Genomic DNA, 25,955 nt, shown 5'->3' on the forward strand with positions numbered 1-25,955 from the left:
GTCCCGGTGTGCCTACCCCTTGCGGTACACCGAGACGTGCGAGGCGCTGTCCGCCCCGAAGGGCGACCGGTGCCAGTCGGCGTACCGCTCGGCGAGCCGGAGACCGGCCCGCTCCGCCAGCTCGTCGACCTGCTCCGGCCACAGGTAGCGCATCGCGAAGGGACGCAGGTGGACGCCGTCCCGGTCGAACGTGATGGTCTGCCGGACGAACGTCTGCGCCGCCCGGTCGTACTGGTGCACACGGATGGTGGCCGAGTCCTCGGTCACCGCCCGCATCTGGACCTGCTCGTCCCGGTCGAAGTCGGCCGGGTCCGGCACGAACGTCTCGATGACGAACGCGCCGCCCGGCGCGAGCACCCGGGCGACGTTGCGGAAGCAGTCCGCCTGCCGCTCGGCGTCGACCAGGTTGAACAGGGTGTTGAACACCAGGTACGCCAGCCGGTACGGGCCGGTGACCGGCACGTCGGCCATGTCGCCGATGACGACCGGGATGTCGCCGCCGGGCTTGGCGCGCAGCTTCGCCACCATCTCGGGTGACGCCTCGACGCCCTCGACGGCGACGCCCCGCCCGGCGAGCGGCAGCGCGACCCGGCCGGTGCCGATGGCGAGTTCCAGGACCGGGCCGCCGTCGGCCAGATCGGCGAGGAAGTCGACGGCCGGAGCCGGGTCCGGGTTGCCGGGACCGTCGTAGGTGTCGGCCCACAGCCGGCCGAAGAGGCCGGGATCGTCGAAGACCGACATCATCGGCCTCCCCGGGTGACGCGGTCAGTGGCGCCCTGCGGCGCCGGAGTGCGGGTGTTCACGAAGCCTCGATTCCGGTTGGTCGGGGGTTCCTGCCTGGGCGGACCTCGACGCATCGGACATCGTCGTCTCCCTTCACTCGGCCTGACCCCACCCAACCGCCCCCGCAGCGCGCCGGCAACCGCTTTACCGCCACTCGTGGACGCCGCCCCGCGCCGCGCTCCGGGCCGAGGTGCCCCGCCGACCGGCTCAGCTGATGTGGTGCAGGATCACGTTGTGCACGTGGTGGCTCTTGTCGGCGCCCCGGAACTCCACCTCGTAGGTGTGCGTACCGACGTGGATCGCGATGGCGCCGGTGGAGAAGAACGAGCCACCCCACGACTTGTTGCTGACCACGCTGACGCTGGTGATCTTCGAGTACGGGATGCTGGTGATGGCGTACCGCTTGCCGACGAAGGAGCGGTCCTGGATGATGACGCGCCGGTCGGTCAGGCCGATGAAGCCGGTGCCGGTGCCGACGGCGTCGTAGACGGCGATGATCTGTTCTCCGTGGAGCAGGCCGCTCTGGATCTGCTGGAACTGCTCCTTGCGGTCGTACGTCGCGTTCGCCATGCCCCCACGGTAGGTCGGGCCCGCCAGCCGAAGATCACTGCCGCTGGGCCAGGACGAGGAACTCGCCGTCGCCCCGGCCCACCGGCTCCCCGCCCCAGCCGCCGTCGATCCGCTGCACGGCGAACCCGGCCGCCCGCAGCGAGCCGCGCAACTCCTGCTCGGTGCGGAAGCGCAGGGTGGCCGAGCTGAGCAGTTCCTCGCCGTCGCCGAAGCGGTAGTGGTGGGTGAGGTCGACCCGGCCGCCGGCCGCCGCGTGCGCCCGAGTCCACGCCCGGACCACCTCGCCGCCGGGCAGCACGACGCGCCGCCGCGATTCGACCGGGTTCCAGCGTTCCCACCGTCGGTCCGCCGGGTCGCGCGTGTCGAACGCCAGCAGGCCGCCGGGCACCAGCGCCCGCGCCAGGTCGGCGAGCGTACGCGCCCACTCGTCGTCGGCCACGAAAAACTGCGCGACGTGGCTGGTCAGCACCGCCACGTCGAACACCCGGTCGGCCAGTACGGCCGAGGTGCCCTCGATCCACGTCACCCGCTCGGCGCCCGGCTTGGCGCGGGCGGCGTCCAGCGACGCGCCGGCCGGGTCGACGCCGGCGACGGTGTGGCCGGCCGCGGCCAGCGCGAGGGTGAGCCGGCCCGTGCCGCAGCCCAGGTCGAGGACCCGTGCGGCGGGCGTCCCGCCGACGACGGCGAGGAACCAGTCGTCGTCACGCCCCCAGGAGCACTCGGCGTCGTAGACCGCGACCAGCCGTGGATGGCGGAACTCCCCGTGCCTCATCGGCGCCGATCATGCCACCCGGGCCGGCATCCGTCAGGCCGCGTTCGCGTCGGTCGCGGCGCGGACGAACTCGTGGACGCGGGCCGTGGCGTTGCTCTCCCGCCAGATGAGGCCCCGCCGGATCGGTGGCGCGTCGCGGATCGGCACGTACGCCACGTCGGGGCGCGGGTAGTAGCGGCGGGTGTGCTCGCCGACCGGCAGCACCCCCCGCCCCATCGCGACCAGCGTCAGCATCTCCGAGAACGTGTTGCCGGCCGGCCCCTTCGGCACCGGCCGGCCCGACGGGGTGCGCCCGGGGGTGCGGTCACGCTTGAACTCCGCCGAGGTCACGGCCGGGTACTGCACCACCGGGTGGTCGCCGAGCGTCTCCAGGCGGACGGACTCCTCCCGGGCGAGCGGGTGCCCGGCGGCCACCGCGAGCAACCGCCGCTCCTCCAGCAGCGCCGGCCCGCAGGCCATCCCGTCGAAGGGGTACGCGGCCATCAGGACGTCGACGGAGCCGTCGAGCAGGCTCTGCCGGGAGTTGAAGAGCTGCGCCTCCCGTACCTCGACCTGGCACTCGGGGTGGCGCTGCGAGAAGAGGGCGACGGCCTTGAGCAGCGTGGGCGCGGTCCACTCGCCGAGGAAGGCGACCCGCAGCCGGCCGGTCACGCCCCGCCCGGCCTCGACGGCCCGGCGTACCGCGTCGTCGATGCCGGCCACCAGCGGCACCAGGTCGGCGGCGAGCTGCCGGCCGATCGGGGTGAGCTGCACGACGCGGCTGGTGCGGGCGAACAGCGGGGCGCCGACGCGGCGTTCCAGCTTCTTCACCACGTGGCTGATCCGCCCGGTGGTCACCCGCAGCCGCGCCGCCGTCCGGCCGAAGTGCAGCTCCTCGGCGAGGGTCAGGAAGGTCTCCAGCTCGTGTCGTTCCAGCACGTCCCGCCCCATCGTTGAATCCGGCTCAACGATGGTAGTGCGATCGCGTCTTGGTCGGCCCCGCCCGCCAGCGGATCGTGAGGGGCATGGAAACCACGACAGTCACCGACTACCTGGCCGCCCTCGACACCCCGTTGCGGGAGGTCGGCGAGAAGCTCCGCCCCGTCATCGAGGCGGCCCTGCCGGGCGCGACGGGCGCGATGTGGCACGGACACCCGGTCTGGGGTCTCGGCGACCGTCCGGGCCGGCACCCCGTCTGCCTGGTGAAGGCGTACGCCGCGTACGTCACCTTCGGGCTGTGGCGCGGCGCCGACGTCACCGACCCCTCGGGGCGGCTCGTTCCCGGGGCCCGGCGGATGGCCGCCGTGAAGCTGCGGACGCTCGCCGACGTCGACCCCGCCCTGTTCACCGACTGGCTGCGCCAGGCCCACGCCCTGGAGGCGAGGTGAGCGCGGTGCGGGTCGCGGGCTTCGACCACCTCGTGCTCAACGTGACCGACGTCGAGCGCGCGTTGGACTTCTACTGCGGGCAGCTCGGCCTGGCGCCGGTGCGGGTCGACCGGTGGCGGGCCGGCGCGGTCCCGTTCCCCTCGGTACGGGTCGACGCGGGGACCATCATCGACCTCGTGCGCCGCGACCGGCACGGAACCAACGTCGACCACTTCTGCCTGGTGGTGGAGCCGCTGGACTGGGCGCAGGTGGTCGCCTCGGGTGCCTTCGCGGTGATCGAGGGCCCGGTGGGCCGGTTCGGGGCGCGCGGCGACGCCACCTCGCTCTACGTCCGCGACCCGGACGGCAACGTCGTCGAGCTGCGCTGTTACCCCCGAGACGATGCGTGAGCGGTAGGCGGCACGGAACCCGGCGGCCCGCGTCCCGGCCCGCGGCCATACGCGCGAAGCCCCGCCGCGCATCGAGGGATGCGGTCGGCGGGGCTTCGGGGCGCGGTGCGGGACTACCGGCTGGTGCGCGGGTCGTTGTCGCGGCTGCGGCTGCCGGACTTGGCCAGGCCCCGGCTGACCAGGTAACCGATGGTCAGCAGGGTGATGTACCACCAGGCCTTGTCGGCCGCGAAGTAGTCGCCACCGTCGTTGGCGGCACCGTCGCCGACGGCGTTCGAGGCGATCAGCACCCCGATCACGGAGAGCACGTAGACCGCCAGCTCGGTGGTCTTCCACGACGGCTTGGTCTCGTCGCCGTGCCGCTGCGCGTGCCGTACGTCGTGGTGTTCCACCTGGTGGCCGTCGTGGTCGGTCAGCCGGTCGGTCGCGCGGTTCGCGATGGGGGTGGTCATGTCAGCTCCCAAAAGTGCGTTATCATAAGTTCAGTCCGTTACGGGTCTGTTGTCTGATTCCCGCACCGAATTGATACCCACGCGCCTTTCAGGGAAACATCAGCCTTACCAGCCTCTTTCTCCGCCGCACCCGGTCGCCACGAGGATTGGGCGGAAAAGGGGCACCGCGTACGGCGGGGCCCCTTGGCGGCGACGGTCGGGGAGGGGGTCAGGGCTGGGTGACGGCCCGGTAGGCGTCCTCGATGCGGGCGGCCAGGAGGACCTCGCCCTCGGTCAGCGGCGCGTCGCCGTGCCCGACCCGGATCTGGGTCTGGTCGGCCCGGCGGCTGATCTCCGGCCGCTGGTGCAGCGCGTCCGCGACGACCTTCACGCGCTCGGTGAGCGCCGCGTGCTGGGTCTCGTCGAGGGTCAGGGTGCGTCGGATCTGCTCACCCTCGCGGATCCAGCCGGTGAGGAGGGTGAGAGCGTCGCTGAGGTAGTCGTGCTTGGATCGACTGCTGAACAGCGCGCGCATCACCGCACCTCCCAGGCGCCGTTGCCGGCTTGTGGCCAAATCGTCGCCGTCCCGTGTCTTGTCGGTGCCTTCTAGTCTGTCCTCGCATGCTGGGTGTGTCCACGCCCACACTTCCGGGTTCTCCTGCCCTGACGGTCGGCCACGGTACCCAAACCGCCTATTGATCTGGCACGCTGGACGCCCGTGCGGACCGAACGGGCTAATGGCGGCGGGCAGGCCGAGCGACGGGACCTCAGGGTGATCGTCGGGGCGGCGATCATCAGGGACGGCCGGGTGCTCGCCTGCGCCCGCTCCGCCCCGCCCGAGGTGGCGGGCATGTGGGAGTTCCCCGGCGGCAAGGTCGAGCCCGGCGAGAGCGAGACCGCCGCGCTCGCCCGCGAGTGCGCCGAGGAGTTGGCCGTCCGCGTGGAGATCGGCGACCGCGTGGGCCGCAACGTCCGGATGGCCCACGGCCGCTCGGTGCTCAAGGTGTACGCGGCCCGCCTGCTGCACGGCGACGAGCCCAAGGCCCTGGAGCATTCGGCGCTGCGCTGGCTCTCCGCCGACGAGCTGGACAGCGTCACCTGGCTGCCCGCCGATGCGCCCATCGTCGCCGCCCTCAGGCCGATGCTGTCAACCTGAGCGGAAGCGGACAGCCGGGTCGAAAGGGGACGGGGGCCGGCGGCACAAGCCGCGGCCCCCGTCTTCACCAGGCACACTCAGTGCTTGTCCTGCTCCGGGTGGGCGAAGTTCAGGTGCTCCGGAGGCAGCGGGAAGGTCACGTCGTCCCCGAACGGCGACGGCGCCGCCGCCCGGTCGAAGGTGAGCTCCGTCAGCGGCAGCTTGCCGTGGTCGTCGACGGCCGGGGCGGTCGGCCTCGGCACCTCGCGGTCCCAGTTGACGCCGCGCTGCGCCTGCACCTCGGCCCGCGGGTCGTGGGAGCCGCCCGCGTGCGAGTGCACGCCCCCGTGCGCCGCGCTGCCGCGCACCGCACCGCTGACGTGCTCGCTGGTCACGCTGGTCTGAGGCACCTGACCCCTCCGGAAGATCTTGCTACCAAGCCACACGAGGGGATCGTACCTGCGGTCGACGACCCGCTCCTTCATGGGGATGATCCCGTTGTCCGTGATCTTGATGTGCTCCGGGCAGACCTCGGTGCAGCACTTGGTGATGTTGCAGAACCCGAGGCCCTGCTCGGCCTGCGCGTACTCCTTGCGGTCGCTCTTGGCGTCCAGGGGGTGCATGTCCAGCTCGGCGGCCCGGATGAAGTACCGCGGCCCGGAGAACGCCTGCTTGTTCTCCTCGTGGTCCCGGATCACGTGGCAGACGTTCTGGCACAGGAAGCACTCGATGCACTTGCGGAACTCCTGCGAGCGTTCCACGTCGACCTGCTGCATCCGGTAGTCGCCGGGCGCCACGTCGGCCGGCGGCGCGAACGCCGGCGTCTCCCGTGCCTTCTCGTAGTTGAACGAGACGTCGGTGACCAGGTCCCGGATCACCGGGAAGGTGCGCAGCGGGGTGACAGTGACCGTCTCGTCCTCCGTGAAGGTGGACATCCGGGTCATGCAGCTCAGCCGCGGCTTGCCGTTGATCTCCATCGAGCAGGAGCCGCACTTGCCGGCCTTGCAGTTCCAGCGGCAGGCCAGGTCGGGGGCGTCGGTTGCCTGAAGCCGGTGGATGACGTCGAGGACGACCTCGCCCTCGTTCACCTCCACCGTGTAGTCCTGGAGGTCGCCGCCGCTCTCGTCGCCGCGCCAGATGCGGAACTGGCGCTTCGCGCCCGACTTCCCGGGCCCCTGGGGGTTCTGGTTACCCATTACGTCAGCGCTCCTTCTCGGTCTCGACGTCGGCGACCTGGGCGTCGAACTCGGCGAGTTCCTCGTCCGTGAGGTACTTGGCCAGCTCCGCGCGGTCGAAGAGGCCGATCAGCTCCGTGCGCATCCTCGGCAGCGGCTTGCGCTCCAGGCGCACCGTGTCGCCGTCGAGTGAGCAGACCAGGTTGACCCGGCGCCACGACGGGTCCATCGCCGGGTGGTCCTCCCGGGTGTGGCCGCCGCGCGACTCCCGCCGCTCCAGCGCCGCCTTCGCGGTGCACTCCGAGACGACCAGCATGTTGCGCAGGTCGAGCGCCAGGTGCCAGCCCGGGTTGTAGCGCCGGCCGCCGCTCGCGCTGACCTTCGCCACCCGCTCCCGCAGCTCCGCCAGCCGTACCAGCGCGTCCGCAAGCTCACTCTCGCGGCGGATGATGCCGACGAGATCCCCCATCACCGCCTGGAGGTCCTGCTGGAGGGTGTACGGGCTCTCGCCGGTGTCCCGCTGCAACGGCGCCAGGGCCGTCTCCACCGCGGCCTCCACGGCGGCGACGCCCACCTTCGGGCGCGCGGGGAGGCTGTCGGCGTACGAGGCGGCGTGGCCGCCCGCGCGCTTGCCGAACACCAGCAGGTCGGACAGGGAGTTGCCGCCGAGCCGGTTGGAGCCGTGCATGCCGCCGGACACCTCGCCGGCGGCGAAGAGCCCCCGCACGTGGCCGAACGCGGCCCCGCTGTCCGGGTCGACCTCGACGCCGCCCATCACGTAGTGACAGGTGGGCCCGACCTCCATCGGCTCCTTCGTGATGTCGACGTCGGCCAGCTCCTTGAACTGGTGGTACATCGACGGCAGGCGGCGGCGGATCTCCTCCGCCGGCTTCCGGGAGGCGATGTCCAGGTAGACGCCGCCCGCCGGCGTGCCCCGCCCGGCCTTCACCTCGCTGTTGATCGCCCGGGCCACCTCGTCGCGCGGCAGCAGCTCCGGCGGACGCCGGTTGTTGTCCGGGTCCGTGTACCAGCGGTCCGCCTCCTCCTCGGTCTCCGCGTACTGCTTGCGGAAGACGTCGGGGACGTAGTCGAACATGAACCGCTTGCCGTCGGAGTTCTTCAGCACGCCGCCGTCGCCGCGTACCGACTCGGTGACGAGGATGCCCTTCACCGACGGCGGCCAGACCATGCCGGTCGGGTGGAACTGGAGGAACTCCATGTTGATCAGCGTGGCGCCGGCGCGCAGGGCGAGCGCGTGCCCGTCGCCCGTGTACTCCCAGGAGTTCGAGGTGACCTTGTAGGAGCGGCCGACGCCGCCGGTCGCCAGCACCACCGCCGGCGCCTCGAACAGGACGAACTCGCCGGACTCCCGGTAGTAGCCGAACGCGCCGGCGACCCGGTCGCCGTCGAGCAGCAGCTCGGTGATCGTGGTCTCGGCGAAGACCTTGATCCGGGCGTCGTACGAGCCGTGGTCGCGCTTGTCCTCCTGCTGGAGCGACACGATCTTCTGCTGGAGGGTACGGATCAGCTCCAGGCCGGTCCGGTCGCCGACGTGCGCGAGGCGGGGGTACTCGTGGCCGCCGAAGTTGCGCTGCGAGATCTTCCCGTCCTTGGTGCGGTCGAAGAGCGCACCGTACGTCTCCAGCTCCCAGATCCGCTGCGGCGACTCCTTCGCGTGCAGCTCGGCCATCCGGAAGTTGTTGAGGAACTTGCCGCCGCGCATCGTGTCGCGGAAGTGCACCTGCCAGTTGTCCCGGCTGTTCACGTTCCCCATCGCGGCGGCGGCGCCGCCCTCGGCCATCACCGTGTGCGCCTTGCCGAAGAGCGACTTGGAGATGATCGCGGTCTTCTTGCCGGCGAGGCGGGCCTCGATCGCCGCGCGCAGGCCGGCGCCGCCGGCCCCGATCACGACGACGTCGTAGTGGTGTCGTTCGATTCGCGTTGTGTTCGTCATGTCAGGGGCCCTCTAGTTGATGAACCGCAGGTCGTTGAACCAACCGGCCGCGACCGCCATGACGTAGAAGTCCGTCAGGGCCAGCGTGCCGAGGGTGATCCAGGCGAGCTGCATGTGCCGGACGTTCAGGGCGGAGATGAAGGTCCAGGCCCGGTAGCGCACCGGGTGCTTGGAGAAGTGCTTCAGCCGCCCACCGATGATGTGCCGGCACGAGTGGCAGGAGATCGTGTACGCCCACAGCATCACCACGTTGAACAGCAGGATGATGTTGCCCAGCCCGAAGCCGAAGCCCCTGGGGGAGTGGAAGGCCAGAATGGCGTCCCAGGTGTTGATGAGCGAGATGATCGCGGCGGCGTAGAAGAAGTAGCGGTGCAGGTTCTGGCCGAGCAGCGGGAAGCGGGTCTCGCCGCTGTAGGACTTGTGCCCGTCCGGGACCGCGCAGGCGGGCGGCGACAGCCAGAACGACCGGTAGTACGCCTTGCGGTAGTAGTAGCAGGTGAGCCGGAACAGCAGCAGGAACGGCAGCGTCAGCGCCGCGTCCGGGATGATCCACCAGCCGGGCAGGAACTGGCCGAAGTGCGAGGCCTCCGGCAGGCACCGGTCGGTCACGCAGGGGGAGTAGAACGGGGTCAGGTAGTGGTAGTCCTCGACCCAGTACCACTTGTGCATGAAGACCCGGACCGTCGCGTACGCCACCCACGCGCTGAGCCCGATCACGGTGATCAGCGGGGCGAGCCACCAGCGGTCGGTACGCAACGTCTTCGCCGCGATGGCGGCGCGCGCCCGCGCCCCCAGCGGCCTCGTTGCCGTTGATGTCATTCGAGTCGTCTCCCTGACAGGACCCTCACGGGCGGATCAAGTTCCGGTCGGCACGCGGACCGGCGAACCCGCACCCGCTTGCCACGTCATGCGCACACCAACGACCGCGCCGGTGATACGGCGCAGCTAAGTGACACACGTTACGCCGATCTTCGCGAGCCGTCCGCGCAAGGCAGTGTCCCGTGTGTCCCGGCCGGTGGAAAGCCCTGAACGATGATCGATGTCCGGATGTTAAGAACCTCACCGGACGCCTGTCCGGGGTGCCGGAGCGGCTCACCCGACAGCGTCCCGGGGCGGTGGCCCGTCAGGCGAGCAGGTCCGCCGGCCGGATCGTGGCCCGGACCGGCTCGGTCAGCTCCAGCGCCTCGCCGGCCTTGGTCACCGACCGTTCGACGTAGTGGGCGCCCTGCCGCTGGTAGACGTGCGCGGTCAGCGTCTCCTGCTCCACCAGGAGATACCACTCGATGCCGGCCGCCGCGTAGTAGTGCATCTTGAGCACCTTGTCGGTGGCCGCGTTGCCCGGCGAGATGATCTCGCAGACCAGCTTCACGTCGGCCGCCTCGATCCAGGGGTCGTCGAGGTCGATCGGGCCCGTGACGACGAGGTCGGGAACGGGGATGCGCCCCGGCCGGAGCCGGACGTTCACCGCTTCCAGGACGCGGAGGCCGGCTTCCCGCGTCGGGCCTCGCAGGGCGGCCCGCAGCTCACCGGAGACGTTCTGGTGGCGGGGCGTGGGGGCTGGGGTCACGTGAAGGCTCCCGTCGAAGAGTTCGACGCGCTGCTGCGTCTCGTCGAGGGCGAGGTACTCCTCTTCGCTCCACGGGCCGTCGTGGCCGAACACCGCCGCGGTCATCGTCACCTCCACCTCGTGCCGGGGGACATCCTTGCGGGACTGCCGCGCCCATCGTCGCACCCGCTGTCCGGGCGAGGGAGGTCAACACCGGTGAATGCCGAGGTGAGGGGGTGCGGGCCCGTTGCAGAGTCGTTACGCTGTGGCCCGCTGACAGCCCCCGGCTATGTAGCTTATTTTCACCCTCAGTGCTTTCCTGTAAGTTCTCTTCGTCACTGAGGGAGGCGGTCGTGGACAGGTCGGAGTCGGCGCCGTCCGGGAAACCGGACCGCCCCAACGTGCCGGAGCAGCGCTCCGGCGGGGATCCCTACCTGCGGGTGAGCGACCTGCGGGTCCGCTTCGACACCGAGGACGGCGTGGTGCGCGCCGTCGACGGGGTGTCGTTCGAGGTGGCGCGGGGACGCACCCTCGGCATCGTCGGTGAGTCCGGCTCGGGCAAGAGCGTCACCTCGCTGGCCATCCTCGGGCTGCACAGCGCCAAGCGGACCAGCATCACCGGGGAGATCTCCGTCGGCGGCCGCCAGCTGGTCGGCCTGCCGGACGAGGAGGTACGCCGGCTGCGCGGCCGGGACATGGCGATGATCTTCCAGGATCCGCTGTCCGCCCTGCACCCCTACTACACGGTGGGCCGGCAGATCGTCGAGGCGTACCGGGTGCACCACCCGAAGGCCGGCAAGCGCGAGGCCCGGCAGCGCGCGGTCGACATGCTGGGCCGGGTCGGCATCCCGCAGCCGGCCCGCCGCTTCGACCAGTACCCGCACGAGTTCTCCGGCGGCATGCGCCAGCGGGCGATGATCGCGATGGCGCTGGTCAACGACCCCGACCTGCTGATCGCCGACGAGCCGACCACCGCCCTGGACGTGACGGTGCAGGCGCAGATCCTCGACCTGCTGGCCGACCTCCAGGCCGAGTTCAACTCCGCGATCATCCTGATCACCCACGACCTCGGCGTGGTCAGCCAGGTCGCGGACGAGGTGCTGGTCATGTACGGCGGGCGGGCCGTCGAGCACGGCAGCGTCGAGCAGGTGCTCCGCCGGCCGCAGCATCCGTACACCTGGGGTCTGCTCTCCAGCGTGCCGTCGCTGCACGGCGACGCGGACGCGGACCTGGTGCCCATCCGGGGCAACCCGCCGAGCCTGATCAACCTGCCGTCCGGCTGCGCCTTCCACCCGCGCTGCCGCTACGCCGACCGCAACGGCGACCGGTCCCGCACGGAGGTACCCGAGCTGCGCCCCGCCGGCGCGCCCGGCCACCTGGTGGCCTGCCACCTCTCCGCCGACGACCGGACGCTGCTGTACGCGGAGGACATCGCCCACGTGGGAGTCGCCCGGTGAGCGCGAGGAACGTAGCGCAGCGGAGTCGCGCAGTCGCGAACGGAGGTTGGCCCCGATGAACGTGGAGATCGAGGAGCCGGTGGAGCCGCTGCTGCGCGTACGCGGGCTGACCAAGCACTTTCCGGTGCGCGACGGCCTGCGGCGCGGCGGGCTGGTCCGGGCCGTGGACGGGCTGGACTTCGACGTGCGCCCGGGCGAGACGCTCGGCCTGGTGGGGGAGTCGGGCTGCGGCAAGACGACCACCGGCCGGATGCTGGTGCGCCTGCTGGAGCCCACGGCGGGCAGCATCGAGTTCGCCGGGCGGGACATCACGCACGTGGGCCGCCGCGACCTGCGGGCGCTGCGGCAGGACCTTCAGATCATCTTCCAGGACCCGTACGCGTCGCTGAACCCCCGGCACACGGTGGGTCGGATCGTGGCGATGCCGTTGCAGGTCAACGGGATCGACCCGCCGGGCGGGGTGAAGAAGCGGGTCCAGGAGCTGCTGGAACTGGTCGGGCTGAACCCCGAGCACTACAACCGCTACCCGCACGAATTCTCGGGCGGCCAGCGGCAGCGCATCGGCATCGCCCGCGCGCTCGCCCTGCAACCGAAGCTGATCGTCGCCGACGAGCCGGTCTCCGCCCTGGACGTGTCGATCCAGGCGCAGGTGGTCAACCTGCTGCGCGACCTGCAACGCGATCTGGGCCTGGCGTTCGTCTTCATCGCCCACGACCTGGCCGTGGTGCGGCACTTCTGTCAGCGGGTCGCCGTCATGTACCTCGGCAAGGTCGTCGAGATCGGCGACCGGAACGACATCTACGAACGCCCGCAGCACCCGTACACCCGGGCCCTGCTCTCGGCGATCCCCGACGTCACCCAGCTCGGCGCGGCCGGTCGGATCCGGCTCTCCGGGGACGTCCCCACGCCGCTGGACCCGCCGTCGGGTTGCCGCTTCCGCACCCGGTGCTGGAAGGCGCAGGAGCGGTGTGCCACCGAGGAGCCGGCGCTGGTGCCGCGCGGCGGCGACCAGGCCACCGCCTGCCACTTCCCGGAGACGGGGCCGGTCGGCGCCGCCACCGGACCGGCCGGTGACGACGCGGCGCCGGCGGGCCCCGGGACGGCCGGGGCCGGCACGACCGTCGAGGAGGTGTCGAAGTGAGCCTGTCCCCGGTCGAGGGCACGGCGCTGGCCGAGATCGAGTCCGGCGGCGACGCCGGCGAGGGGAAGACGCTGGTCGGCCGCTCGCCGGGCCAGCTCGTCCGCAGCCGGCTGCGCAGCGACCGCACCGCCCTGGTGAGCGGCGTGGTGCTGGTCTTCTTCGTGCTGCTGGCGGTGGGCGCGCCCCTGGTCCAGCGGCTCTACGGGGTGACGCCGAACGAGCAGTTCGGCGAGCTGCTGGACAGCACCGGGATGCCGCTGGGCTACGTCGGCGGGATCAGCGGCGACCACTGGTTCGGCCTGGAGCCCGGCCTGGGCCGGGACATCTTCATGCGGATGATCTACGGCATCCGCACCTCGCTGCTGATCGCGCTCGGCGCGGCCCTGATCACCACCACGATCGGCGTGGTCCTCGGGATCCTCGCCGGCTACCTCGGCGGGGTGGTGGACGCGGTGATCAGCTGGATCACCGACGTGGCGCTGGCGATGCCGTTCCTGATCTTCGCGCTGGCCGTGGTGCCGACGTTCTCGCTGCGCTTCTACGGTCCGCGCGACGAGGTGCCGACCTGGTTCGCGGTCACCACGCTGATCGTGGTCTTCACCGCCTTCGGCTGGACCAGCACCGCCCGGCTGGTCCGGGGGCAGGTGGTCTCGCTGCGCGAACGCGAGTTCGTGGAGGCGGCCAAGGCCAGCGGCGCGGGGCTGGGGCACATGCTCTTCCGGCAGCTGCTGCCGAACATCTGGGCCCCCATCCTGGTGTCGTTCTCGCTGCTGGTGCCGTCGTACGTGACCAGCGAGGCGGCGCTGTCCTTCCTGGGCGTCGGGCTGCCCGAGTCGGTGCCCAGCTTCGGCCGGATGATCTACCGGAGCATCGACTACCTCCAGACCGACCCGGCCTACGTGTTCTTCCCCGGCATCACGATCTTCGCGCTCGTGCTGGCGTTCAACCTCTTCGGCGACGCGTTGCGTGACGCGCTCGACCCGAAGTCGTCACGGTAAGGGGTACTGCGCATGCTGCGCTTCCTGCTGAAGCGGGTGCTGCTGGCGATCTCGGTGCTGTTCGCGGTGAGTGTGGTCAGCTTCCTGCTGTTCTTCGCGCTGCCCGCCGACCCGGTGACCGGCATGTGCCCGAAGAACTGCAACGCCGAGCGTCTGGAGCGGGTGCGGACGGAGCTGGGGCTCAACGAGCCGAAGGTCCAGCAGTACGCCGACTACATGAAGGGCATCTTCGTCGGCCGCGACCTGGGCAGCGCGCAGGGCGGCGAGTGCACGGCGCCCTGCCTCGGCTACTCGTACGTCAACAGCGAGGCGGTCACCGACACCTTCGCCCGGGTGCTGCCGGTGACGTTGAGCATCGTCCTGCCCGCAGCGGTGCTGTGGCTCGCCATCGGCGTCGGGCTCGGCATGGTCTCGGCCCTGCGACGCGGTTCGCTGCTGGACCGGATCTCGATCGGCCTCACCCTGACCTTCGCCTCGCTCCAGCTCTACTTCGTCGGCGCGGTCCTGTTGCTGGTCTTCGTCTACACCCTGAAGATCCTGCCCACGCCCCGCTACACGTCGCTGTTCGAGAATCCCGTGGAGTGGGCGCGGGGGCTGGTGCTGGCCTGGGTGACCCTGGCCCTGCTGTTCTCCGCGATCTACGCCCGACTGTCCCGGGCCCAGATGCTGGAGACGCTCTCGGAGGACTACGTCCGCACGGCGCGGGCCAAGGGCATGCCGAAGCGGCAGGTGTACGGCAAGCACGCGCTGCGCGCGGCGATCACTCCCATCGTCACCATCGCCGGTCTCGACGTGGGCGCGGCGCTCGGCGGCACGGTGATCACGGAGACCACCTTCGGCATCCAGGGGCTGGGGCGTACGGCGGTGGAGGCGGTCCGCCAGGGGGACCTGCCGACCATCATGGCGACCGTGCTGATCGCCGCGCTGTTCGTGGTCGTCGCCAACATGGTCGTCGACCTGCTCTACGCGTTCATCGACCCCCGGGTGCGCCTCGGCTGACCCGCGGGGCCTCGGGGCCGATCGTTGTAGCCCCGTTATCTGCTCGAAATTTACCGTCATTGAAGGCTGAGCGAAGCTTTCCTTCATCGGCGATCCGGAGGAGTGAGTATGCGAGCAAGACGCGTCACCGCCCTGGGCGGTGCGATCGCACTGATGGTTTCCCTCGGTGCGTGCAGCGAGAACACCGGTGACGACACCGGCGGGGTGGACACCGCCAAGCCGCGCACCGGCGCCATCGCGACCGACCCCAAGGACTCCCTCGGCCCGGCGCCGGAGGTGCCCGGCGCGGCCAAGGGCGGCACGTTCTACATCCTGCGGGAGAACAAGATCTCCCACATGGACCCGCAGCGGATCTACTCGTTCGCTGGGCTGATGGGAAGCCAGCTCTACGCCCGCTTCCTCACCACCTTCAAGGACGACGGCAAGGGCAACGTCACCCTGGTCGGTGACCTCGCCGAGACCCCCGGTACCAACGTCAACAACGACTGCAAGGTCTGGGAGTTCAAGGTCAAGCAGGGGGTGAAGTTCGAGGACGGCCGCCCGATCACCAGCAAGGAGATCGCGTACGGCATCGCCCGGTCCTTCGACCCGGACCTCACCGGCGGCCCGACCTACCTCCAGGAGTGGCTGGTCGACAGCCCGCAGTACGACACCAAGTGGGACTTCAAGGCCAACAAGACCTCGCTGCCGCCCGGGCTGGCCACGCCGGACGAGCGCACCCTGCGCTTCGAGTTCAACAAGCCCCGCTGTGACCTGCCGTTCGCCGTCTCGCTGCCGGCCACCGCGCCGCTGCCGGCCGACAAGGACACCGGCGTCAACCTGGACAACCAGCCGTTCTCGTCGGGCCCGTACAAGTTCACCAAGCACACCCCGGGCGTCGAGATCGTGCTCGAGCGCAACGAGCACTGGGACCCGGCCACCGACGCCGTGCGCCACCAGTACCCGGACAAGTTCGTCTGGTCGCTCGGCGCGGACCAGGCCGCCCAGACCAACCGGGTGCTCGCCGGCACCGGCAACGACGCCGCGGCGGTCGCCACCGGCGGTGTCCCCTCGGAGCTGATCGCCAAGGTCACCGGCGACCCCAAGCTCAAGGAGCGGATGATCGTCGCGGCCACGCCGAACGCGTACCGCCTGAGCATCAACACCGCCCGGGTCACCGACCTGTCGGTGCGCCAGGCGATCAACCACGCGATCGACCGCACCAGCATCACCAAGAACCTCGGCGGCCCCTACGGTGCCGTGCCGATGACCACGCTGCTGCCGCCCACCACGCTGGGCTACAAGCAGTTCGACGCCTACCCGGCCGGCGACAGCGGCAACCCGGAGAAGGCCAAGGAGCTGCTCGCCGGCAAGACGCAGAACCTGGTGCTGCTCACCTCCGACGTGACCAGCTCCCAGGAGCGGGCCACCCAGATCAAGAACGCGCTGGAGAAGGCCGGCTTCACCGTCACGATCAAGACGATCCCCGAGGACGGCTACCTCGACACGGTGAAGAAGAAGGACAACCCGTACGACATCTGGGTCGACTCGTGGGCGGCCGACTGGCCCAGCGGCGCGTCGATCCTGCCGGTGCTCTTCGACGGCCGTGGCATCAAGGCCGAGGGCAACAGCAACACCTCGCAGCTCAACAACGAGGCGCTCAACGCGGAGTTCGACCGGATCCTCGCGCTCGACCCGGCCAAGCAGGCCGACGAGTGGAGCAAGATCGACGAGCGGCTGATGAAGGAGACGGCGCCGGCGGTGCCGCTCTACGTCGAGGTGGTCTCCCTGGCGCACGGCGAGAAGGCCGGCGGCGTCTTCATCGGCAGCATCTTCGGCTGGCCGAGCTTCGTGGACGCGTACGTCAAGCAGTGACACCGCCCGTGCCGCGATGACACCCCAGCGGTGACACGCACGGACCGACCCCCGGTCGACAACGTCGTCGGCCGGGGGTCGCCGTGTCTGTGGGCCGCCGACCCGCGACCTGCTCGGCGGCGCCACCGCCCGGCGGGAGCCGGCCGGCGGCGGCGGGGACGGCCACGTCGGGGCGCGGCTAGAGGTGGCGGCGGACGAAGTCGAGTTCGAGCCTGAGCAGGCGTTCGGCGATGCCGCCGGCGGCCATGTGGGTGGCCCCGGTCAGCGGCAGCACCGAGTGCGGCCGGCCGGTCGCCAGCAGCGCGGCGGACAGCCGCAGCGTGTGCGCGGCCACCACGTTGTCGTCGACCAGGCCGTGCACCAGCAGCAGCGGCCGGGCCGCCTCCCCGGCCGGCACGGGCTCGCCGGCCAGCTCCACCAGCGAGTGGTGCGCGTAGATGTCCGTGCCGTCGTCCGGCAGGCCCAGGTAGCGCTCCGTGTAGGCGGTGTCGTACAGCGCCCAGTCGGTGACCGGTGCGCCGACGATGCCGCACCGGAACAGCTCCGGGTGCCGCAGCACCGCCAGGCCGGCCAGCCAGCCGCCGAACGACCAGCCCCGCACCGCCACCCGCTCCAGGTCGAGGTCCGGATGCTTGCCGGCCAGCGCGGTGAGCGCGTCCACCTGGTCGAGCAGGACCACGTCGGCCACCCGGCGGTGGATCGCCTTCTCGAAGGAGGGGGCCACGCCCGGCGTACCGCGGTTGTCGATGGTGACCACCGCGAAGCCTGCGTCGGCCCACCACTGCCGCTCCAGCCACGCCCCACGGGCGGCCAGCACCTCCTGGTGCCCCGGCCCGCCGTAGACGTCCAGCAGCACCGGCAGCCGCCGGCCGGTGACGTAGTTGTCCGGGTAGAGCACGGCCGTCGGCAGCCGCCGGTCGGTGACCCGCTCCAGCAGCGGCAGCGGCGAGTACGGCGGGGTGGCGGCGAGCGAGCGCAGCACGGCCACCTCCTGCCCGCCGCGCCGCACCGTCCACCGGGTGCCCGGATGGTCGAGCGAGGCGCTGCCCACCACCAGCACGTCCCCGCCCACGGCGGCGGTGTGCCAGCCCGGGTCGGTGGTGATCCGACGGGCGTCCACGCCGCCGCCGATGGTGGTGCGCACCCGGAACAGGTGCCGCTCGCTCGGCTCGCCGTCGCTCGCCTCCACCAGCAGGTCGGCCGGGCCGGTGCCGTCCGGCAGCCGCCCGACCACCCGCCGCACGTAGAGCGACGGCGGGGTGAGCAGCGTCCCGTCGGCGAAGAGGCAGCGGGCGTCGTACCCGTCGTGGGCCAGCTCGCCGCCGACCAGCACCCGGCCGTCCGGCAGGTGCGCCGGGGTGCCGGGGACCGGCTCCACCCAGCGCGGGTCGGCCAGCTCGGCGTGCACCTGGGTCTCGCCGGTACGCGGGTCGATCGCCAGCACCAGGCCGTGCTGCTGGGAACGGCGCAGCACGGTGATCAGCGGCCCGCCCTCGGCCCAGTGCACGGCCGTCAGGTACGGGTAGGTCTCCCGGTCCCAGTGCACGTCGACCCAGCCGTCGTCGAGGTCCAGCAGGTGCAGGCTGACCTCGGCGTTCGCGCTGCCCGCCCGGGGGTACGCGACCGTGGTCGGCGGGCTCGCCGGGTCGGCCGGGTCGTGCAGGTGCCAGCGTTCGACCCGGGACTCGTCCACCCGGGCGGCCAGCACCGACCGGCCGTCCGGCGCCCACCAGTAGCCGCGGAAGCGGTGGAACTCCTCGGCCGCGATGTGCTCGGCCAGCCCCCAGGTCACCCCGGAGTCCTCGCCGGCCAGCAGCGTGTCCGTGCCGTCGTGCTCGACCACCCGCAGCTGCCCCCGGCGGACCCCCTCGGCGGCGTCGGTGACGTACGCCAGGCGCTGCCCGGTGGGGTCGGGCCGGGGGTCGAGCACCGGACCGACGGTGGCCACCTCGACCACGTCGCCGTGCACCAGGTCGGCGCGGAACAGCCGCCCGGCCAGCGCGAAGACCGCCACCCGCCCGGCGCCGTCGAGGGCGTACGAGCCGATGCCGGAGGCGCTCAGCCGCAGCCGCTCGCGCAGCGCGCGCTCGCCCGGGCTCAGCGCGGCGGGATCGGCGTCGGCCCCGAGCAGCGTCGCCGGGTCGGCGACCAGCCGCTCCTCGCCGGTCGCCACGTCGAGCAGCCAGAGGGCGTCGGCCGGGTCCTCCGGGCCGGCCGAGCGCAGGAAGACCACCCGGGAGCCGTCGTCGGCCACGGTGACCGCCCGCGGCGCTCCGCGGCTGAACCGGCGGGTGCGGGCAGCCAGCTCCGGAAAGTCCACAGACCAGATCGTAGAGCGGTGACCGGGGGTGATGTGGCCGACCTGCGCGGACGCGTCAGGGTCGGCGGAGGAGAACCGCCGGATAGAGTGACCGGCGTGACGACGCTGCCTGACCGCCGCCTCCTGCTGGTCCACGCGCACCCCGACGACGAGTCCATCGGCACCGGCTCGACGATGGCGCACTACGCCGCCGCCGGCGCCCACGTCACCCTGGTGACCTGCACCCTCGGCGAGGAGGGCGAGATCCACGTACCGGCGCTGGCCCAGCTCGCCGCAGCCGAGGCCGACCAGCTCGGGGGCTGGCGGATCGCCGAGCTGAACGCCGCCTGCGCCGCGCTCGGCGTCACCGACCACCGCTTCCTCGGCGGGGCCGGCCGCTACCGCGACTCCGGCATGATGGGCCTCGCCACCAACGAGCACCCCCGGGCCTTCTGGCAGGCCGACCTCGACGAGGCCGCCGGGCACCTGGTGGAGATCATGCGGGAGGTACGCCCGCAGGTCATGGTCACCTACGACGACAACGGCTTCTACGGCCACCCGGACCACGTCCAGGCGCACCGGGTCGCGATGCGCGCGTACGAGCTGGCCGGCGCGGAGGGCTTCGCCCCGGCGAAGGTCTACTGGACCGCGATGCCGCTCAGCGTGCTGGAGGCCGGCCTGACCCACTTCGCCGAGGCGGCCGACAACCCCTTCGCCGGCATCCAGGACATCTCCGAGCTGCCCTTCGGCACCCCGGACGCGCAGATCGCCGCCCGGATCGACGCCACCGAGCAGCACGCCGCCAAGGAGGCGGCGATGCGCGCGCACGCCACCCAGATCCCCGACGCCTCCTGGCTCTACTCGATCGCCGGCAACTTCGGCAGCGAGTTCATGGGCGTGGAGTACTACACCCTCGCGTTGGGGGAGAAGGGGCCGGGCAGCGGCCCGTACGGCTGGGAGGACGACCTCTTCGCCGGGCTCGACGTCGCCGACGGCCCGGACCGGTCCCCGGTCGCGGCTGCCGGTCTCCGGTGACCCTGCCCGTCGCGTCGATGTCGGCCGCCCCGGAGGAGACCGCCCCGCCGCCGCCCGTGCGGTCCCGGCGGCTGCTCGACCTCGCCCTGCGGGTGGCCGGCGGGCTGATCGCCGTCCTCGGCGGGACGCTCACCGCGGTGCTGGAGCTGCTGCTGGCCACGCTCCGGGTCGGCGGCCAACTGATCGGCGTCTCGGTGCTGGTCGCCATCGGCGCGAACATCGCGCTGAGCTGGTTCGCGCACGAGGCCGTCGGCCGCCGGTGGGCGGTGGCGCTGCCCGCGACCCCCTGGTTCGTCCTGATGGCGGTGGCGGCGGTCCGCACCGCCGAGGGGGACCTGCTGGTCTCCGGCGACAACTGGGTCGGCCTGGCGATGATCGTGGCCGGCGCGATGACCTTCGCGGTGATGGGTTTCCGGCAGATCCTGGCGCCGCCGCCGGTCCCTTCGGGGGACTGACGCCGCACAGGTTCCGGTGGTAGACATTCCTGCCAGGAGGCCCGCCGCCGGGGCGGGCGGTACGGCGGGAGGCGTGCGATGAGTGAGCGGTGGCGCGGGACGGCGGTTCTCGCGGTCGCGCTGTTCGCGGTCAACGTGGTCGCCCGGCTGGTCACCCGGTTCGGCTTCGACGGCGACGACACGGCCGCCGCCGACCGGGTGTCGCTGGGGATGTTCGTGGTGATCGGGCTGGTCCTGGCCGCGGTCGCCTTCGTCTGGGGCAGGCGTCAGCCGGTGGCCGCCTGGGGTGCGGACCTGGCCGCCGCGGTCGGGGTCGCGCTGCTGCTGACGGTGCTGGTGGGGCCGCTGCTGGTCGGTGACAACCCGTTCGGCGGGGGCGCCGGCACCTTCTTCGCCCAGATCTGGCTCTACCTCGCGGCGGCCGGCGTGGGCGTGCTGCTCGGCTACCTGCTGCTCACGGCGCTCGGCCTGGACCACCGCTCCCAGTCCCTCAAGCGCTACGCCGAACTCCGGGCCACCAAGCCCCGCCGCGTGGTCCGCCGCTGACCCGCCCCGCCGTGGCCGGACGGGTCAGGCCGGTGGGGTGCGGGTCAGGTACGTGTGGTGGGTGGTGAAGCCGAGGGAGCGGTAGAGGGCCACGGCCGGCGTGTTGCGCTGCTCGACCTGGAGGAAGGCGCGGGAGGCGCCGGCCGCGGCGCCCCAGTCGACGAGGGCGCGGATGATCCGGCCCGCCAGGCCCTGCCGCCTCGCCTCCGGCAGCACCTCGATCAGGCTGAGCCCGAGCCAGCGTCCCGGCCCGGTGACCGTGCCCCGGCCGATGGCCAGCAGCGCGCCGTCGGCGTACACGTGGGCGAAGCGGACCTGGTCCACGGCGGTGAGCACGTGCCGGGCGGCGTCCGGTAGCCCGCCCTTGCGGCCGGCGGCGACGGTGAGCCAGTCGTCCGACGGCGCGGTGGCCAGCGCGACCGGCGGCGCCCCGGCGTGCTCCGGCGCGGCCGGCGGCAGCCCCGCCAGCGGCACGGTCTGCACCAGTACGGGCGGCCGGCCGACCCAGCCGCGGGCGTCCAGCTCCGCGCCGACCGGCGCGGCGAGCGGCAGCGGGGTGTTGACCATCGGCGGCTGCCCGAGGTCGGCGTACCAGCGCTCCACCGCGTCCAGCGCGGCGGGCAGGGGCCGGTCCGGGTCGCCCACGGGCAGCGCCGAGTTGGCCCGGCCGGTCCAGCCGTCGGCGGCGCGCAGCCGCCAGTCGCCGAGCCGACCCCGTACGGCTGCGGGCCAGGCCTCGTCGGCGGCCAGTTCCAGCTCGACCACCGCCGCGGCGGTGGGCCGGCGGGCCGGCGGCACCCGCTTGGCCCGGTGCACCTCGGCCACCGGGACCCGCAGCCGGCCCTGCTCGGTGGCGAGCGTGAGGTGGGTCTCACTCAGCTCGACCAGCTCGCCGAGGGCGTCCGAGAAGAGCGGCCGGCCCTCGCGGATGCCCACGATCCGGCGAACCACGATCCGGTGTCCCACATCCTGCTGTCGGAGCACGATCGACCCCCTCCCCGGCGAGATACTAGGCTCTTACCGTCGCGGGTGATCGCGGCGTGTCTTGCGGAGGAGAAGACCGGTGACCTACATCATCGCCGAACCGTGCGTGGATGTGCTCGACAAGGCTTGCATCGAGGAATGTCCGGTCGACTGCATTTACGAGGGCAACCGGATGCTCTACATCCACCCCGACGAGTGCGTCGACTGTGGTGCCTGTGAGCCGGTCTGCCCGGTCGAGGCGATCTTCTACGAGGACGACGTGCCGGAGCAGTGGAAGGACTACACCGGCGCCAACTACGAGTTCTTCGAGGAGCTGGGCTCGCCCGGTGGCGCCTCGAAGATCGGCAAGGTGGAGAAGGACGCGACCTTCGTCGCCGCGCAGCCGCCGCGCGGCGAGGGCCACTGAACCGGCCGGCGCCGGTCTCGTCGCGGCTGCCGGAGTTCACCTGGGACACCTTGGACGCCGCGGCCGCGCTGGCCGCGGCGCATCCTGAGGGTCTGATCAACCTCTCCATGGGTACGCCGGTCGACCCGGTGCCCGAGGTGATCCGGCGGGCGCTGGCCGACGCGTCCGACGCCCCGGGCTACCCGCTGACCGCCGGGACGCCGGTGCTGCGCGAGACGATCGCGGCCTGGGTCGCGCGCGCCTGCGGCGCCGGCGTCGACGGCCTCGGCGTGCTGCCGACGATCGGCTCGAAGGAACTCGTCGCCTGGCTGCCGACCCTGCTCGGGATCGGCCCCGGCGACGTCGTCGTGGTGCCCTCGATCGCCTACCCGACGTACGAGGACGGGGTGCGGCTCGCGGGTGCCACCGTCGTACGCGCCGACTCGCTGACGGCCGTCGGCCCCACCCCACGCGTACGCCTGGTCTGGGTCAACTCGCCCGGCAACCCGACGGGCCGGGTGCTGCCGGCGGCCCACCTGCGCAAGGTGGTCGACTGGGCCCGGGAGCGCGGCGCGGTGGTCGCCAGCGACGAGTGCTACCTGCCGCTGGGCTGGTCCGCCGAGCCCGTCTCGGTGCTCTCGCCCGAGGTCTGCGGCGGCTCGTACGACGGGGTGCTGGCCGTGCACTCGCTCTCCAAGCGGTCGAACCTGGCCGGCTACCGGGCGGGCTTCGTGGCGGGCGACCCGGCGCTGGTGGCGGAGCTGCTCAAGGTCCGCAAGCACGCAGGGATGATCGTGCCGGCGCCGGTGCAGGCGGCGATGGTGGCCGCGCTGCGCGACGGGCGGCACGCCGACGAGCAGCGGGAGCGCTACCGGGCCCGGCGCGAGGTCCTGCACGCCGCGTTCACCGGCGCGGGCTTCACCGTCGAGCACTCCGAGGCCGGGCTCTACCTCTGGCTGACCCGGGGCGAGGACTGCTGGGAGACGGTCGACTGGCTGGCCCGGCGGGGCATCCTCGCGGCCGCCGGCGTCTTCTACGGTCCGGGCGGTCGGCAGCACGTGCGGGTGGCGCTGACCGAGTCCGACGAGCACGTGGCGGCGGTCGCCGGCCGGCTGCGCGCCTGAGCGCGATGACGACCGACGCGTCGGCGCCGGACCCGGCCGGGCGCTGGGCCGGGGTCCGGGCGGCGGTCGTGGGCACCGGCCTGATCGGCGGTTCCGTCCTGCTCCGGCTGCGCGCGGCCGGCCTGGACGTCGCCGGTTGGGACCCGGACCCCGCGACCCGCCGGTACGCCCGGCGGCAGGGCGTCGAGGCCCCGGAGACGCTCGACGAGGCGGTGGCCGGGCGCCGCGTGGTGCTGCTCTGCGGCCCGCTGCCCACCCTTGCGGACACCCTGCTGCGGGTCGCCCGGGCGGCCCCGCCCGACTGCGTACTGACGGACGTCGGCAGCACGAAGGCCGAGCTGGCGGCCTTCGCCGCGCGGCACGGCCTCGTCGACCGGTTCGTGCCCGGTCACCCGATGGCCGGCGCGGACTCCGCCGGGCTCACCTCCGCCACGGCCGCGCTGCTCGACTCCGCCGCCTGGGTGCTCTGCCCGTCCGACGGCCCGGCGACGGCCGCGTTCCGGTGGCTCGCGGCCCTGGTCGTCGACGTGTTCCGCGCCCGGGTGGTGCCGATGTCCCCGCAGGAGCACGACGAGGCCGCCGCGCTCGCCTCCCACGTGCCGCACCTGCTCGCCGGGGCGCTGGCGGGGGCGGCCCGGCACGCCGCCCTGGGCGACGCGGTCCTCGCGCTCGCCGCCGGCAGCTTCCGGGACGGCACCCGCGTCGCCGGCACCCCGGCCGCGCGTACCGCCGGCATGCTGCTCGGCAACCGCGACCGGGTGCTGGACGGCCTCGCCGGCGTCACCGCCTTCCTCGACCGGCTGGCGGGCGCGCTGCGGGCCGGCGACGCCGCCTCCCTCACCGCCCTGTACGCCGAGGCCGAGGCGACCCGCTCGGCGCTGCTCGCCCGCCCGTTCGACACCTCCGTACGGGAGTTCCCGGCGGGCGGCGACCACGCCGCCGAGGTCGCCTGGCTGCGGCGGCTGGGCGCGGGCGGTGGGCACCTGAGCGCCTGCCGGGTCGCGGCCGGCACGGTCTCCTACACCGCGCACGCCCCGGCGGGCACCGCGCCGGCCTGACCCGCGACCGGCTCCGCCGCCGTGGCGCGGGCACGGTCGACGTCCCCGCCGCCCGCGACCCGTGGGGCAGCCGGTACGTGCCGACGTGCAGGGCCAGCCCCCGTCCGACGTGCTCCGGACGGCGGGCGGGTCGGTGGGTGCGCGGTTAGGGTGAGGGCATGGTGGACGGACCGGTGGTGGCGGTGCGCGGCGAGGCGTACCGGGAGGTGGCTCCGGAGATCGCCCGGTTCGCGGTGACCGCCAGGGCGCGCGACCGCGAACGGGAGGCCACCCTGACCCGGCTGGCCGAGCGGGCCGCCGCCGTCCGGGTGCTGCTCGACGCCGAGGGCACCGGCATCGACCGGCGGGAGACCGGTGAGCTGCGGGTACGGCCGGAGACCCGACGCTCCGGCGAGCGGGTGGTGGCGTACAGCGGGAGCGTGACCACCACCGTGACGGTCAGCGACTTCACCGCGCTCGGCGAGCTGATGCTGCGCCTGGCCGACCAGGACCAGATCGAGGTGGCCGGGCCGTGGTGGGCGCTGCGGCCGGGCAGCCCGGCCCACCGGGAGGCCCGGCACGCCGCGCTCGCCGACGCCCTGCTGCGGGCCCGCGAGTACGCGGAGGCCCTCGGCGCCCGGGTCACCGCCCTGATCGAGCTGGCCGACGCGGGCGCGGCGGAGCAGCCGATGATGAGCCGGATGGCGTACGCGGCCGACGGCGCGGAGAGCGCTCCGCCGGAGCTGGAGCTCGACCCGCAGCCGCAGACCGTGCACGCCGCGGTGCACGCGCGGTTCGCGATCAGCGAGCCGGTCCTCGGCTGATGGCCGCCGGCCGGGTCGTCGGGACCGGCGAGCTGGTGGCGCGGGCGCGCGCGCTCGCCGAGGCCGGCCCGCGGCAGCTGCTGGGCATCGCCGGGCCGCCCGGCGCGGGCAAGTCGACGCTGGCGGAGCGGATCGTCGAGGAGGTCGGCCCGACGGCCCGGCTGGTGCCGATGGACGGCTTCCATCTCGCTCAGGCCGAGCTGCGCCGCCTGCGCCGGGCGGAGCGCAAGGGTGCCGTGGACACCTTCGACGCCAACGGCTACGTGTCGATGCTGCGCCGCCTGCGGCGGCTGGAGCCGACGGCGGTCTACGTGCCGGCGTTCCGCCGGGACCTGGAGGAGCCGGTGGCCGGCTCGATCGAGGTGCCGCCGTCGGTGCGGCTGGTGGTCACCGAGGGCAACTACCTGCTGGTGGACGCGACCCCCTGGGACGAGGTGCGGCAGCTGCTGCACGAGGCGTGGTTCCTCGACCTGGACGCCGAGCTGCGGCTGCGCCGGCTGACCGCCCGGCACGAGGCGTACGGGCGGTCGCCGGAACAGGCCCGGGCGTGGGCGACGGGCAGCGACGAGGCCAACGCCGCCCTGGTCGCCGGCACCGCGCACCGCGCCGACCTGGTCGTCCGCCTCGCCGAGCCGCCACCGACGCCCTGACGGGGATCCACGCTCAGCGCCGTCGCCGTTCCCCGGCGACGCCCT

Annotated in this window: 28 protein-coding genes; 16 read left to right on the forward strand and 12 right to left on the reverse strand. The window is 72.7% G+C overall.

The annotated features are described in order from the left end of the window. Positions 1-12: 12 nt before the first annotated feature. The 4 genes from ACTMS2_RS13300 to ACTMS2_RS13315 all read right to left on the reverse strand — a co-directional run bounded on the left by ACTMS2_RS13300 (position 13) and on the right by ACTMS2_RS13315 (position 3,043). Positions 13-741 carry a class I SAM-dependent methyltransferase gene (locus ACTMS2_RS13300; RefSeq protein WP_441175626.1) on the reverse strand — a complete coding sequence of 243 codons (729 nt, stop codon included), beginning with the start codon at positions 739-741 and terminating at the stop codon, positions 13-15. Positions 742-990: 249 nt separating this feature from the next. Then, on the reverse strand, positions 991-1,353 hold the full coding sequence (locus ACTMS2_RS13305; RefSeq protein ID WP_088998502.1) for a PH domain-containing protein: 363 nt from the start codon (positions 1,351-1,353) through the stop codon (positions 991-993). 34 nt (positions 1,354-1,387) lie between these two features. After that, positions 1,388-2,125, reverse strand: coding sequence for a class I SAM-dependent methyltransferase (locus ACTMS2_RS13310; protein ID WP_441175627.1), 738 nt, complete (start codon positions 2,123-2,125; stop codon positions 1,388-1,390). A 33-nt stretch (positions 2,126-2,158) separates the two neighbouring features. Then, a complete protein-coding gene (locus tag ACTMS2_RS13315; RefSeq protein WP_441175778.1) occupies positions 2,159-3,043 on the reverse strand; it encodes a LysR family transcriptional regulator in 885 nt (294 codons plus the stop codon). Between the two features lie 86 nt (positions 3,044-3,129). Between ACTMS2_RS13315 and ACTMS2_RS13320 the strand changes: the two genes are divergently transcribed. Together ACTMS2_RS13320 and ACTMS2_RS13325 are read left to right on the forward strand one after the other, a co-directional pair. Beyond that, positions 3,130-3,492, forward strand: coding sequence for a DUF1801 domain-containing protein (locus ACTMS2_RS13320; RefSeq protein WP_441175628.1), 363 nt, complete (start codon positions 3,130-3,132; stop codon positions 3,490-3,492). Then, positions 3,489-3,881, forward strand: a complete 393-nt coding sequence (locus ACTMS2_RS13325) for a VOC family protein (protein WP_441175629.1) — start codon at positions 3,489-3,491, stop codon at positions 3,879-3,881. Before ACTMS2_RS13320 ends, ACTMS2_RS13325 begins: the two co-directional genes overlap by 4 nt. A 113-nt stretch (positions 3,882-3,994) precedes the next feature. Here ACTMS2_RS13325 and ACTMS2_RS13330 read toward each other — a convergent pair whose 3' ends face one another. Further along, positions 3,995-4,333: a hypothetical protein gene (locus tag ACTMS2_RS13330; protein WP_441175630.1), complete on the reverse strand. Its 339-nt coding sequence runs from the start codon at positions 4,331-4,333 to the stop codon at positions 3,995-3,997. Between the two features lie 208 nt (positions 4,334-4,541). Next, positions 4,542-4,847, reverse strand: a complete 306-nt coding sequence (locus tag ACTMS2_RS13335; RefSeq protein WP_441175631.1) for a 4a-hydroxytetrahydrobiopterin dehydratase — start codon at positions 4,845-4,847, stop codon at positions 4,542-4,544. 183 nt (positions 4,848-5,030) lie between these two features. Here ACTMS2_RS13335 and ACTMS2_RS13340 point away from each other — a divergent pair, with 183 nt between their 5' ends. Beyond that, entirely contained in the window at positions 5,031-5,468 is a 438-nt protein-coding gene (locus ACTMS2_RS13340; RefSeq protein WP_441175632.1) for a (deoxy)nucleoside triphosphate pyrophosphohydrolase, read from the forward strand. A 77-nt stretch (positions 5,469-5,545) separates the two neighbouring features. On the opposite strand, the gene ACTMS2_RS13345 is transcribed toward ACTMS2_RS13340, so the two are convergent. The 4 genes from ACTMS2_RS13345 to ACTMS2_RS13360 all read right to left on the reverse strand — a co-directional run bounded on the left by ACTMS2_RS13345 (position 5,546) and on the right by ACTMS2_RS13360 (position 10,248). Then, complete coding sequence (locus tag ACTMS2_RS13345; RefSeq protein ID WP_441175633.1) at positions 5,546-6,643, reverse strand: succinate dehydrogenase/fumarate reductase iron-sulfur subunit; 1,098 nt, start codon at positions 6,641-6,643, stop codon at positions 5,546-5,548. 4 nt (positions 6,644-6,647) lie between these two features. Then, on the reverse strand, positions 6,648-8,576 hold the full coding sequence (locus ACTMS2_RS13350; protein WP_441175634.1) for a fumarate reductase/succinate dehydrogenase flavoprotein subunit: 1,929 nt from the start codon (positions 8,574-8,576) through the stop codon (positions 6,648-6,650). Positions 8,577-8,588: 12 nt separating this feature from the next. Beyond that, complete coding sequence (locus ACTMS2_RS13355; RefSeq protein ID WP_441175635.1) at positions 8,589-9,395, reverse strand: hypothetical protein; 807 nt, start codon at positions 9,393-9,395, stop codon at positions 8,589-8,591. 304 nt (positions 9,396-9,699) lie between these two features. Beyond that, positions 9,700-10,248 (reverse strand): Uma2 family endonuclease, encoded by a 549-nt coding sequence (locus ACTMS2_RS13360; protein WP_441175636.1) that lies wholly within the window; start codon positions 10,246-10,248, stop codon positions 9,700-9,702. Between the two features lie 275 nt (positions 10,249-10,523). On the opposite strand from ACTMS2_RS13360, the gene ACTMS2_RS13365 reads away from it, so the two are divergent. The 5 genes from ACTMS2_RS13365 to ACTMS2_RS13385 all read left to right on the forward strand — a co-directional run bounded on the left by ACTMS2_RS13365 (position 10,524) and on the right by ACTMS2_RS13385 (position 16,571). Continuing rightward, positions 10,524-11,579, forward strand: a complete 1,056-nt coding sequence (locus ACTMS2_RS13365) for an ABC transporter ATP-binding protein (protein WP_441175779.1) — start codon at positions 10,524-10,526, stop codon at positions 11,577-11,579. A 55-nt stretch (positions 11,580-11,634) separates the two neighbouring features. Continuing rightward, on the forward strand, positions 11,635-12,720 hold the full coding sequence (locus ACTMS2_RS13370; protein ID WP_441175637.1) for an ABC transporter ATP-binding protein: 1,086 nt from the start codon (positions 11,635-11,637) through the stop codon (positions 12,718-12,720). After that, entirely contained in the window at positions 12,717-13,718 is a 1,002-nt protein-coding gene (locus ACTMS2_RS13375) for an ABC transporter permease (RefSeq protein WP_151455021.1), read from the forward strand. Before ACTMS2_RS13370 ends, ACTMS2_RS13375 begins: the two co-directional genes overlap by 4 nt. Before the next feature lie 12 nt (positions 13,719-13,730). After that, positions 13,731-14,717 carry an ABC transporter permease gene (locus ACTMS2_RS13380; protein WP_441175638.1) on the forward strand — a complete coding sequence of 329 codons (987 nt, stop codon included), beginning with the start codon at positions 13,731-13,733 and terminating at the stop codon, positions 14,715-14,717. A gap of 108 nt (positions 14,718-14,825) precedes the next feature. Beyond that, positions 14,826-16,571 (forward strand): ABC transporter substrate-binding protein, encoded by a 1,746-nt coding sequence (locus ACTMS2_RS13385; RefSeq protein WP_441175639.1) that lies wholly within the window; start codon positions 14,826-14,828, stop codon positions 16,569-16,571. Positions 16,572-16,749: 178 nt separating this feature from the next. Here ACTMS2_RS13385 and ACTMS2_RS13390 read toward each other — a convergent pair whose 3' ends face one another. Next, complete coding sequence (locus ACTMS2_RS13390; protein WP_441175640.1) at positions 16,750-18,891, reverse strand: prolyl oligopeptidase family serine peptidase; 2,142 nt, start codon at positions 18,889-18,891, stop codon at positions 16,750-16,752. An 87-nt stretch (positions 18,892-18,978) separates the two neighbouring features. On the opposite strand from ACTMS2_RS13390, the gene mshB reads away from it, so the two are divergent. The 3 genes from mshB (at position 18,979) to ACTMS2_RS13405 (ending at position 20,906) form a co-directional block, all read left to right on the forward strand. Further along, positions 18,979-19,905, forward strand: a complete 927-nt coding sequence (gene mshB / locus ACTMS2_RS13395) for an N-acetyl-1-D-myo-inositol-2-amino-2-deoxy-alpha-D-glucopyranoside deacetylase (RefSeq protein WP_441175780.1) — start codon at positions 18,979-18,981, stop codon at positions 19,903-19,905. A 17-nt stretch (positions 19,906-19,922) separates the two neighbouring features. Continuing rightward, positions 19,923-20,360 (forward strand): hypothetical protein, encoded by a 438-nt coding sequence (locus ACTMS2_RS13400; RefSeq protein ID WP_441175781.1) that lies wholly within the window; start codon positions 19,923-19,925, stop codon positions 20,358-20,360. Between the two features lie 78 nt (positions 20,361-20,438). Continuing rightward, complete coding sequence (locus ACTMS2_RS13405; protein ID WP_441175641.1) at positions 20,439-20,906, forward strand: hypothetical protein; 468 nt, start codon at positions 20,439-20,441, stop codon at positions 20,904-20,906. A 24-nt stretch (positions 20,907-20,930) separates the two neighbouring features. Here the strand turns inward: ACTMS2_RS13405 and ACTMS2_RS13410 are convergent, their stop codons facing one another. Then, a complete protein-coding gene (locus tag ACTMS2_RS13410; protein ID WP_441175642.1) occupies positions 20,931-21,890 on the reverse strand; it encodes a GNAT family N-acetyltransferase in 960 nt (319 codons plus the stop codon). 79 nt (positions 21,891-21,969) lie between these two features. Here ACTMS2_RS13410 and fdxA point away from each other — a divergent pair, with 79 nt between their 5' ends. The 5 genes from fdxA (at position 21,970) to ACTMS2_RS13435 (ending at position 25,910) form a co-directional block, all read left to right on the forward strand. Next, positions 21,970-22,296 carry a ferredoxin gene (gene fdxA / locus ACTMS2_RS13415; protein WP_091422126.1) on the forward strand — a complete coding sequence of 109 codons (327 nt, stop codon included), beginning with the start codon at positions 21,970-21,972 and terminating at the stop codon, positions 22,294-22,296. Continuing rightward, positions 22,293-23,399 carry a succinyldiaminopimelate transaminase gene (gene dapC, locus ACTMS2_RS13420; protein WP_441175782.1) on the forward strand — a complete coding sequence of 369 codons (1,107 nt, stop codon included), beginning with the start codon at positions 22,293-22,295 and terminating at the stop codon, positions 23,397-23,399. Before fdxA ends, dapC begins: the two co-directional genes overlap by 4 nt. 5 nt (positions 23,400-23,404) lie before the next feature. Next, positions 23,405-24,457, forward strand: coding sequence for a prephenate dehydrogenase (locus tag ACTMS2_RS13425; protein ID WP_441175643.1), 1,053 nt, complete (start codon positions 23,405-23,407; stop codon positions 24,455-24,457). Positions 24,458-24,615: 158 nt separating this feature from the next. After that, entirely contained in the window at positions 24,616-25,260 is a 645-nt protein-coding gene (locus tag ACTMS2_RS13430; protein ID WP_441175644.1) for an SIMPL domain-containing protein, read from the forward strand. Next, positions 25,260-25,910 carry a nucleoside/nucleotide kinase family protein gene (locus ACTMS2_RS13435; protein WP_441175645.1) on the forward strand — a complete coding sequence of 217 codons (651 nt, stop codon included), beginning with the start codon at positions 25,260-25,262 and terminating at the stop codon, positions 25,908-25,910. Before ACTMS2_RS13430 ends, ACTMS2_RS13435 begins: the two co-directional genes overlap by 1 nt. The last annotated feature ends 45 nt before the right edge of the window (positions 25,911-25,955 follow it).

The sequence above is a fragment of the Micromonospora sp. SD12 genome, from assembly GCF_052068495.1.
GTDB classification, from domain to species: domain Bacteria; phylum Actinomycetota; class Actinomycetes; order Mycobacteriales; family Micromonosporaceae; genus Micromonospora; species Micromonospora echinofusca.

What these genes read in the sequence shown, in the direction of transcription:
- ACTMS2_RS13405 (WP_441175641.1), top strand. Translation starts at nt 20,439, where the DNA reads ATGAGTGAGCGGTGGCGCGGGACGGCGGTTCTCGCGGTCGCGCTGTTC.
- ACTMS2_RS13335 (WP_441175631.1), bottom strand. Translation starts at nt 4,847, where the DNA reads ATGCGCGCGCTGTTCAGCAGTCGATCCAAGCACGACTACCTCAGCGAC.
- ACTMS2_RS13425 (WP_441175643.1), top strand. Translation starts at nt 23,405, where the DNA reads ATGACGACCGACGCGTCGGCGCCGGACCCGGCCGGGCGCTGGGCCGGG.
- ACTMS2_RS13310 (WP_441175627.1), bottom strand. Translation starts at nt 2,125, where the DNA reads ATGAGGCACGGGGAGTTCCGCCATCCACGGCTGGTCGCGGTCTACGAC.
- ACTMS2_RS13305 (WP_088998502.1), bottom strand. Translation starts at nt 1,353, where the DNA reads ATGGCGAACGCGACGTACGACCGCAAGGAGCAGTTCCAGCAGATCCAG.
- ACTMS2_RS13320 (WP_441175628.1), top strand. Translation starts at nt 3,130, where the DNA reads ATGGAAACCACGACAGTCACCGACTACCTGGCCGCCCTCGACACCCCG.
- ACTMS2_RS13355 (WP_441175635.1), bottom strand. Translation starts at nt 9,395, where the DNA reads ATGACATCAACGGCAACGAGGCCGCTGGGGGCGCGGGCGCGCGCCGCC.
- ACTMS2_RS13300 (WP_441175626.1), bottom strand. Translation starts at nt 741, where the DNA reads ATGTCGGTCTTCGACGATCCCGGCCTCTTCGGCCGGCTGTGGGCCGAC.
- ACTMS2_RS13430 (WP_441175644.1), top strand. Translation starts at nt 24,616, where the DNA reads ATGGTGGACGGACCGGTGGTGGCGGTGCGCGGCGAGGCGTACCGGGAG.
- ACTMS2_RS13360 (WP_441175636.1), bottom strand. Translation starts at nt 10,248, where the DNA reads ATGACCGCGGCGGTGTTCGGCCACGACGGCCCGTGGAGCGAAGAGGAG.
- ACTMS2_RS13400 (WP_441175781.1), top strand. Translation starts at nt 19,923, where the DNA reads ATGTCGGCCGCCCCGGAGGAGACCGCCCCGCCGCCGCCCGTGCGGTCC.
- ACTMS2_RS13350 (WP_441175634.1), bottom strand. Translation starts at nt 8,576, where the DNA reads ATGACGAACACAACGCGAATCGAACGACACCACTACGACGTCGTCGTG.
- ACTMS2_RS13370 (WP_441175637.1), top strand. Translation starts at nt 11,635, where the DNA reads ATGAACGTGGAGATCGAGGAGCCGGTGGAGCCGCTGCTGCGCGTACGC.
- ACTMS2_RS13380 (WP_441175638.1), top strand. Translation starts at nt 13,731, where the DNA reads ATGCTGCGCTTCCTGCTGAAGCGGGTGCTGCTGGCGATCTCGGTGCTG.
- ACTMS2_RS13330 (WP_441175630.1), bottom strand. Translation starts at nt 4,333, where the DNA reads ATGACCACCCCCATCGCGAACCGCGCGACCGACCGGCTGACCGACCAC.
- ACTMS2_RS13385 (WP_441175639.1), top strand. Translation starts at nt 14,826, where the DNA reads ATGCGAGCAAGACGCGTCACCGCCCTGGGCGGTGCGATCGCACTGATG.
- ACTMS2_RS13435 (WP_441175645.1), top strand. Translation starts at nt 25,260, where the DNA reads ATGGCCGCCGGCCGGGTCGTCGGGACCGGCGAGCTGGTGGCGCGGGCG.
- ACTMS2_RS13345 (WP_441175633.1), bottom strand. Translation starts at nt 6,643, where the DNA reads ATGGGTAACCAGAACCCCCAGGGGCCCGGGAAGTCGGGCGCGAAGCGC.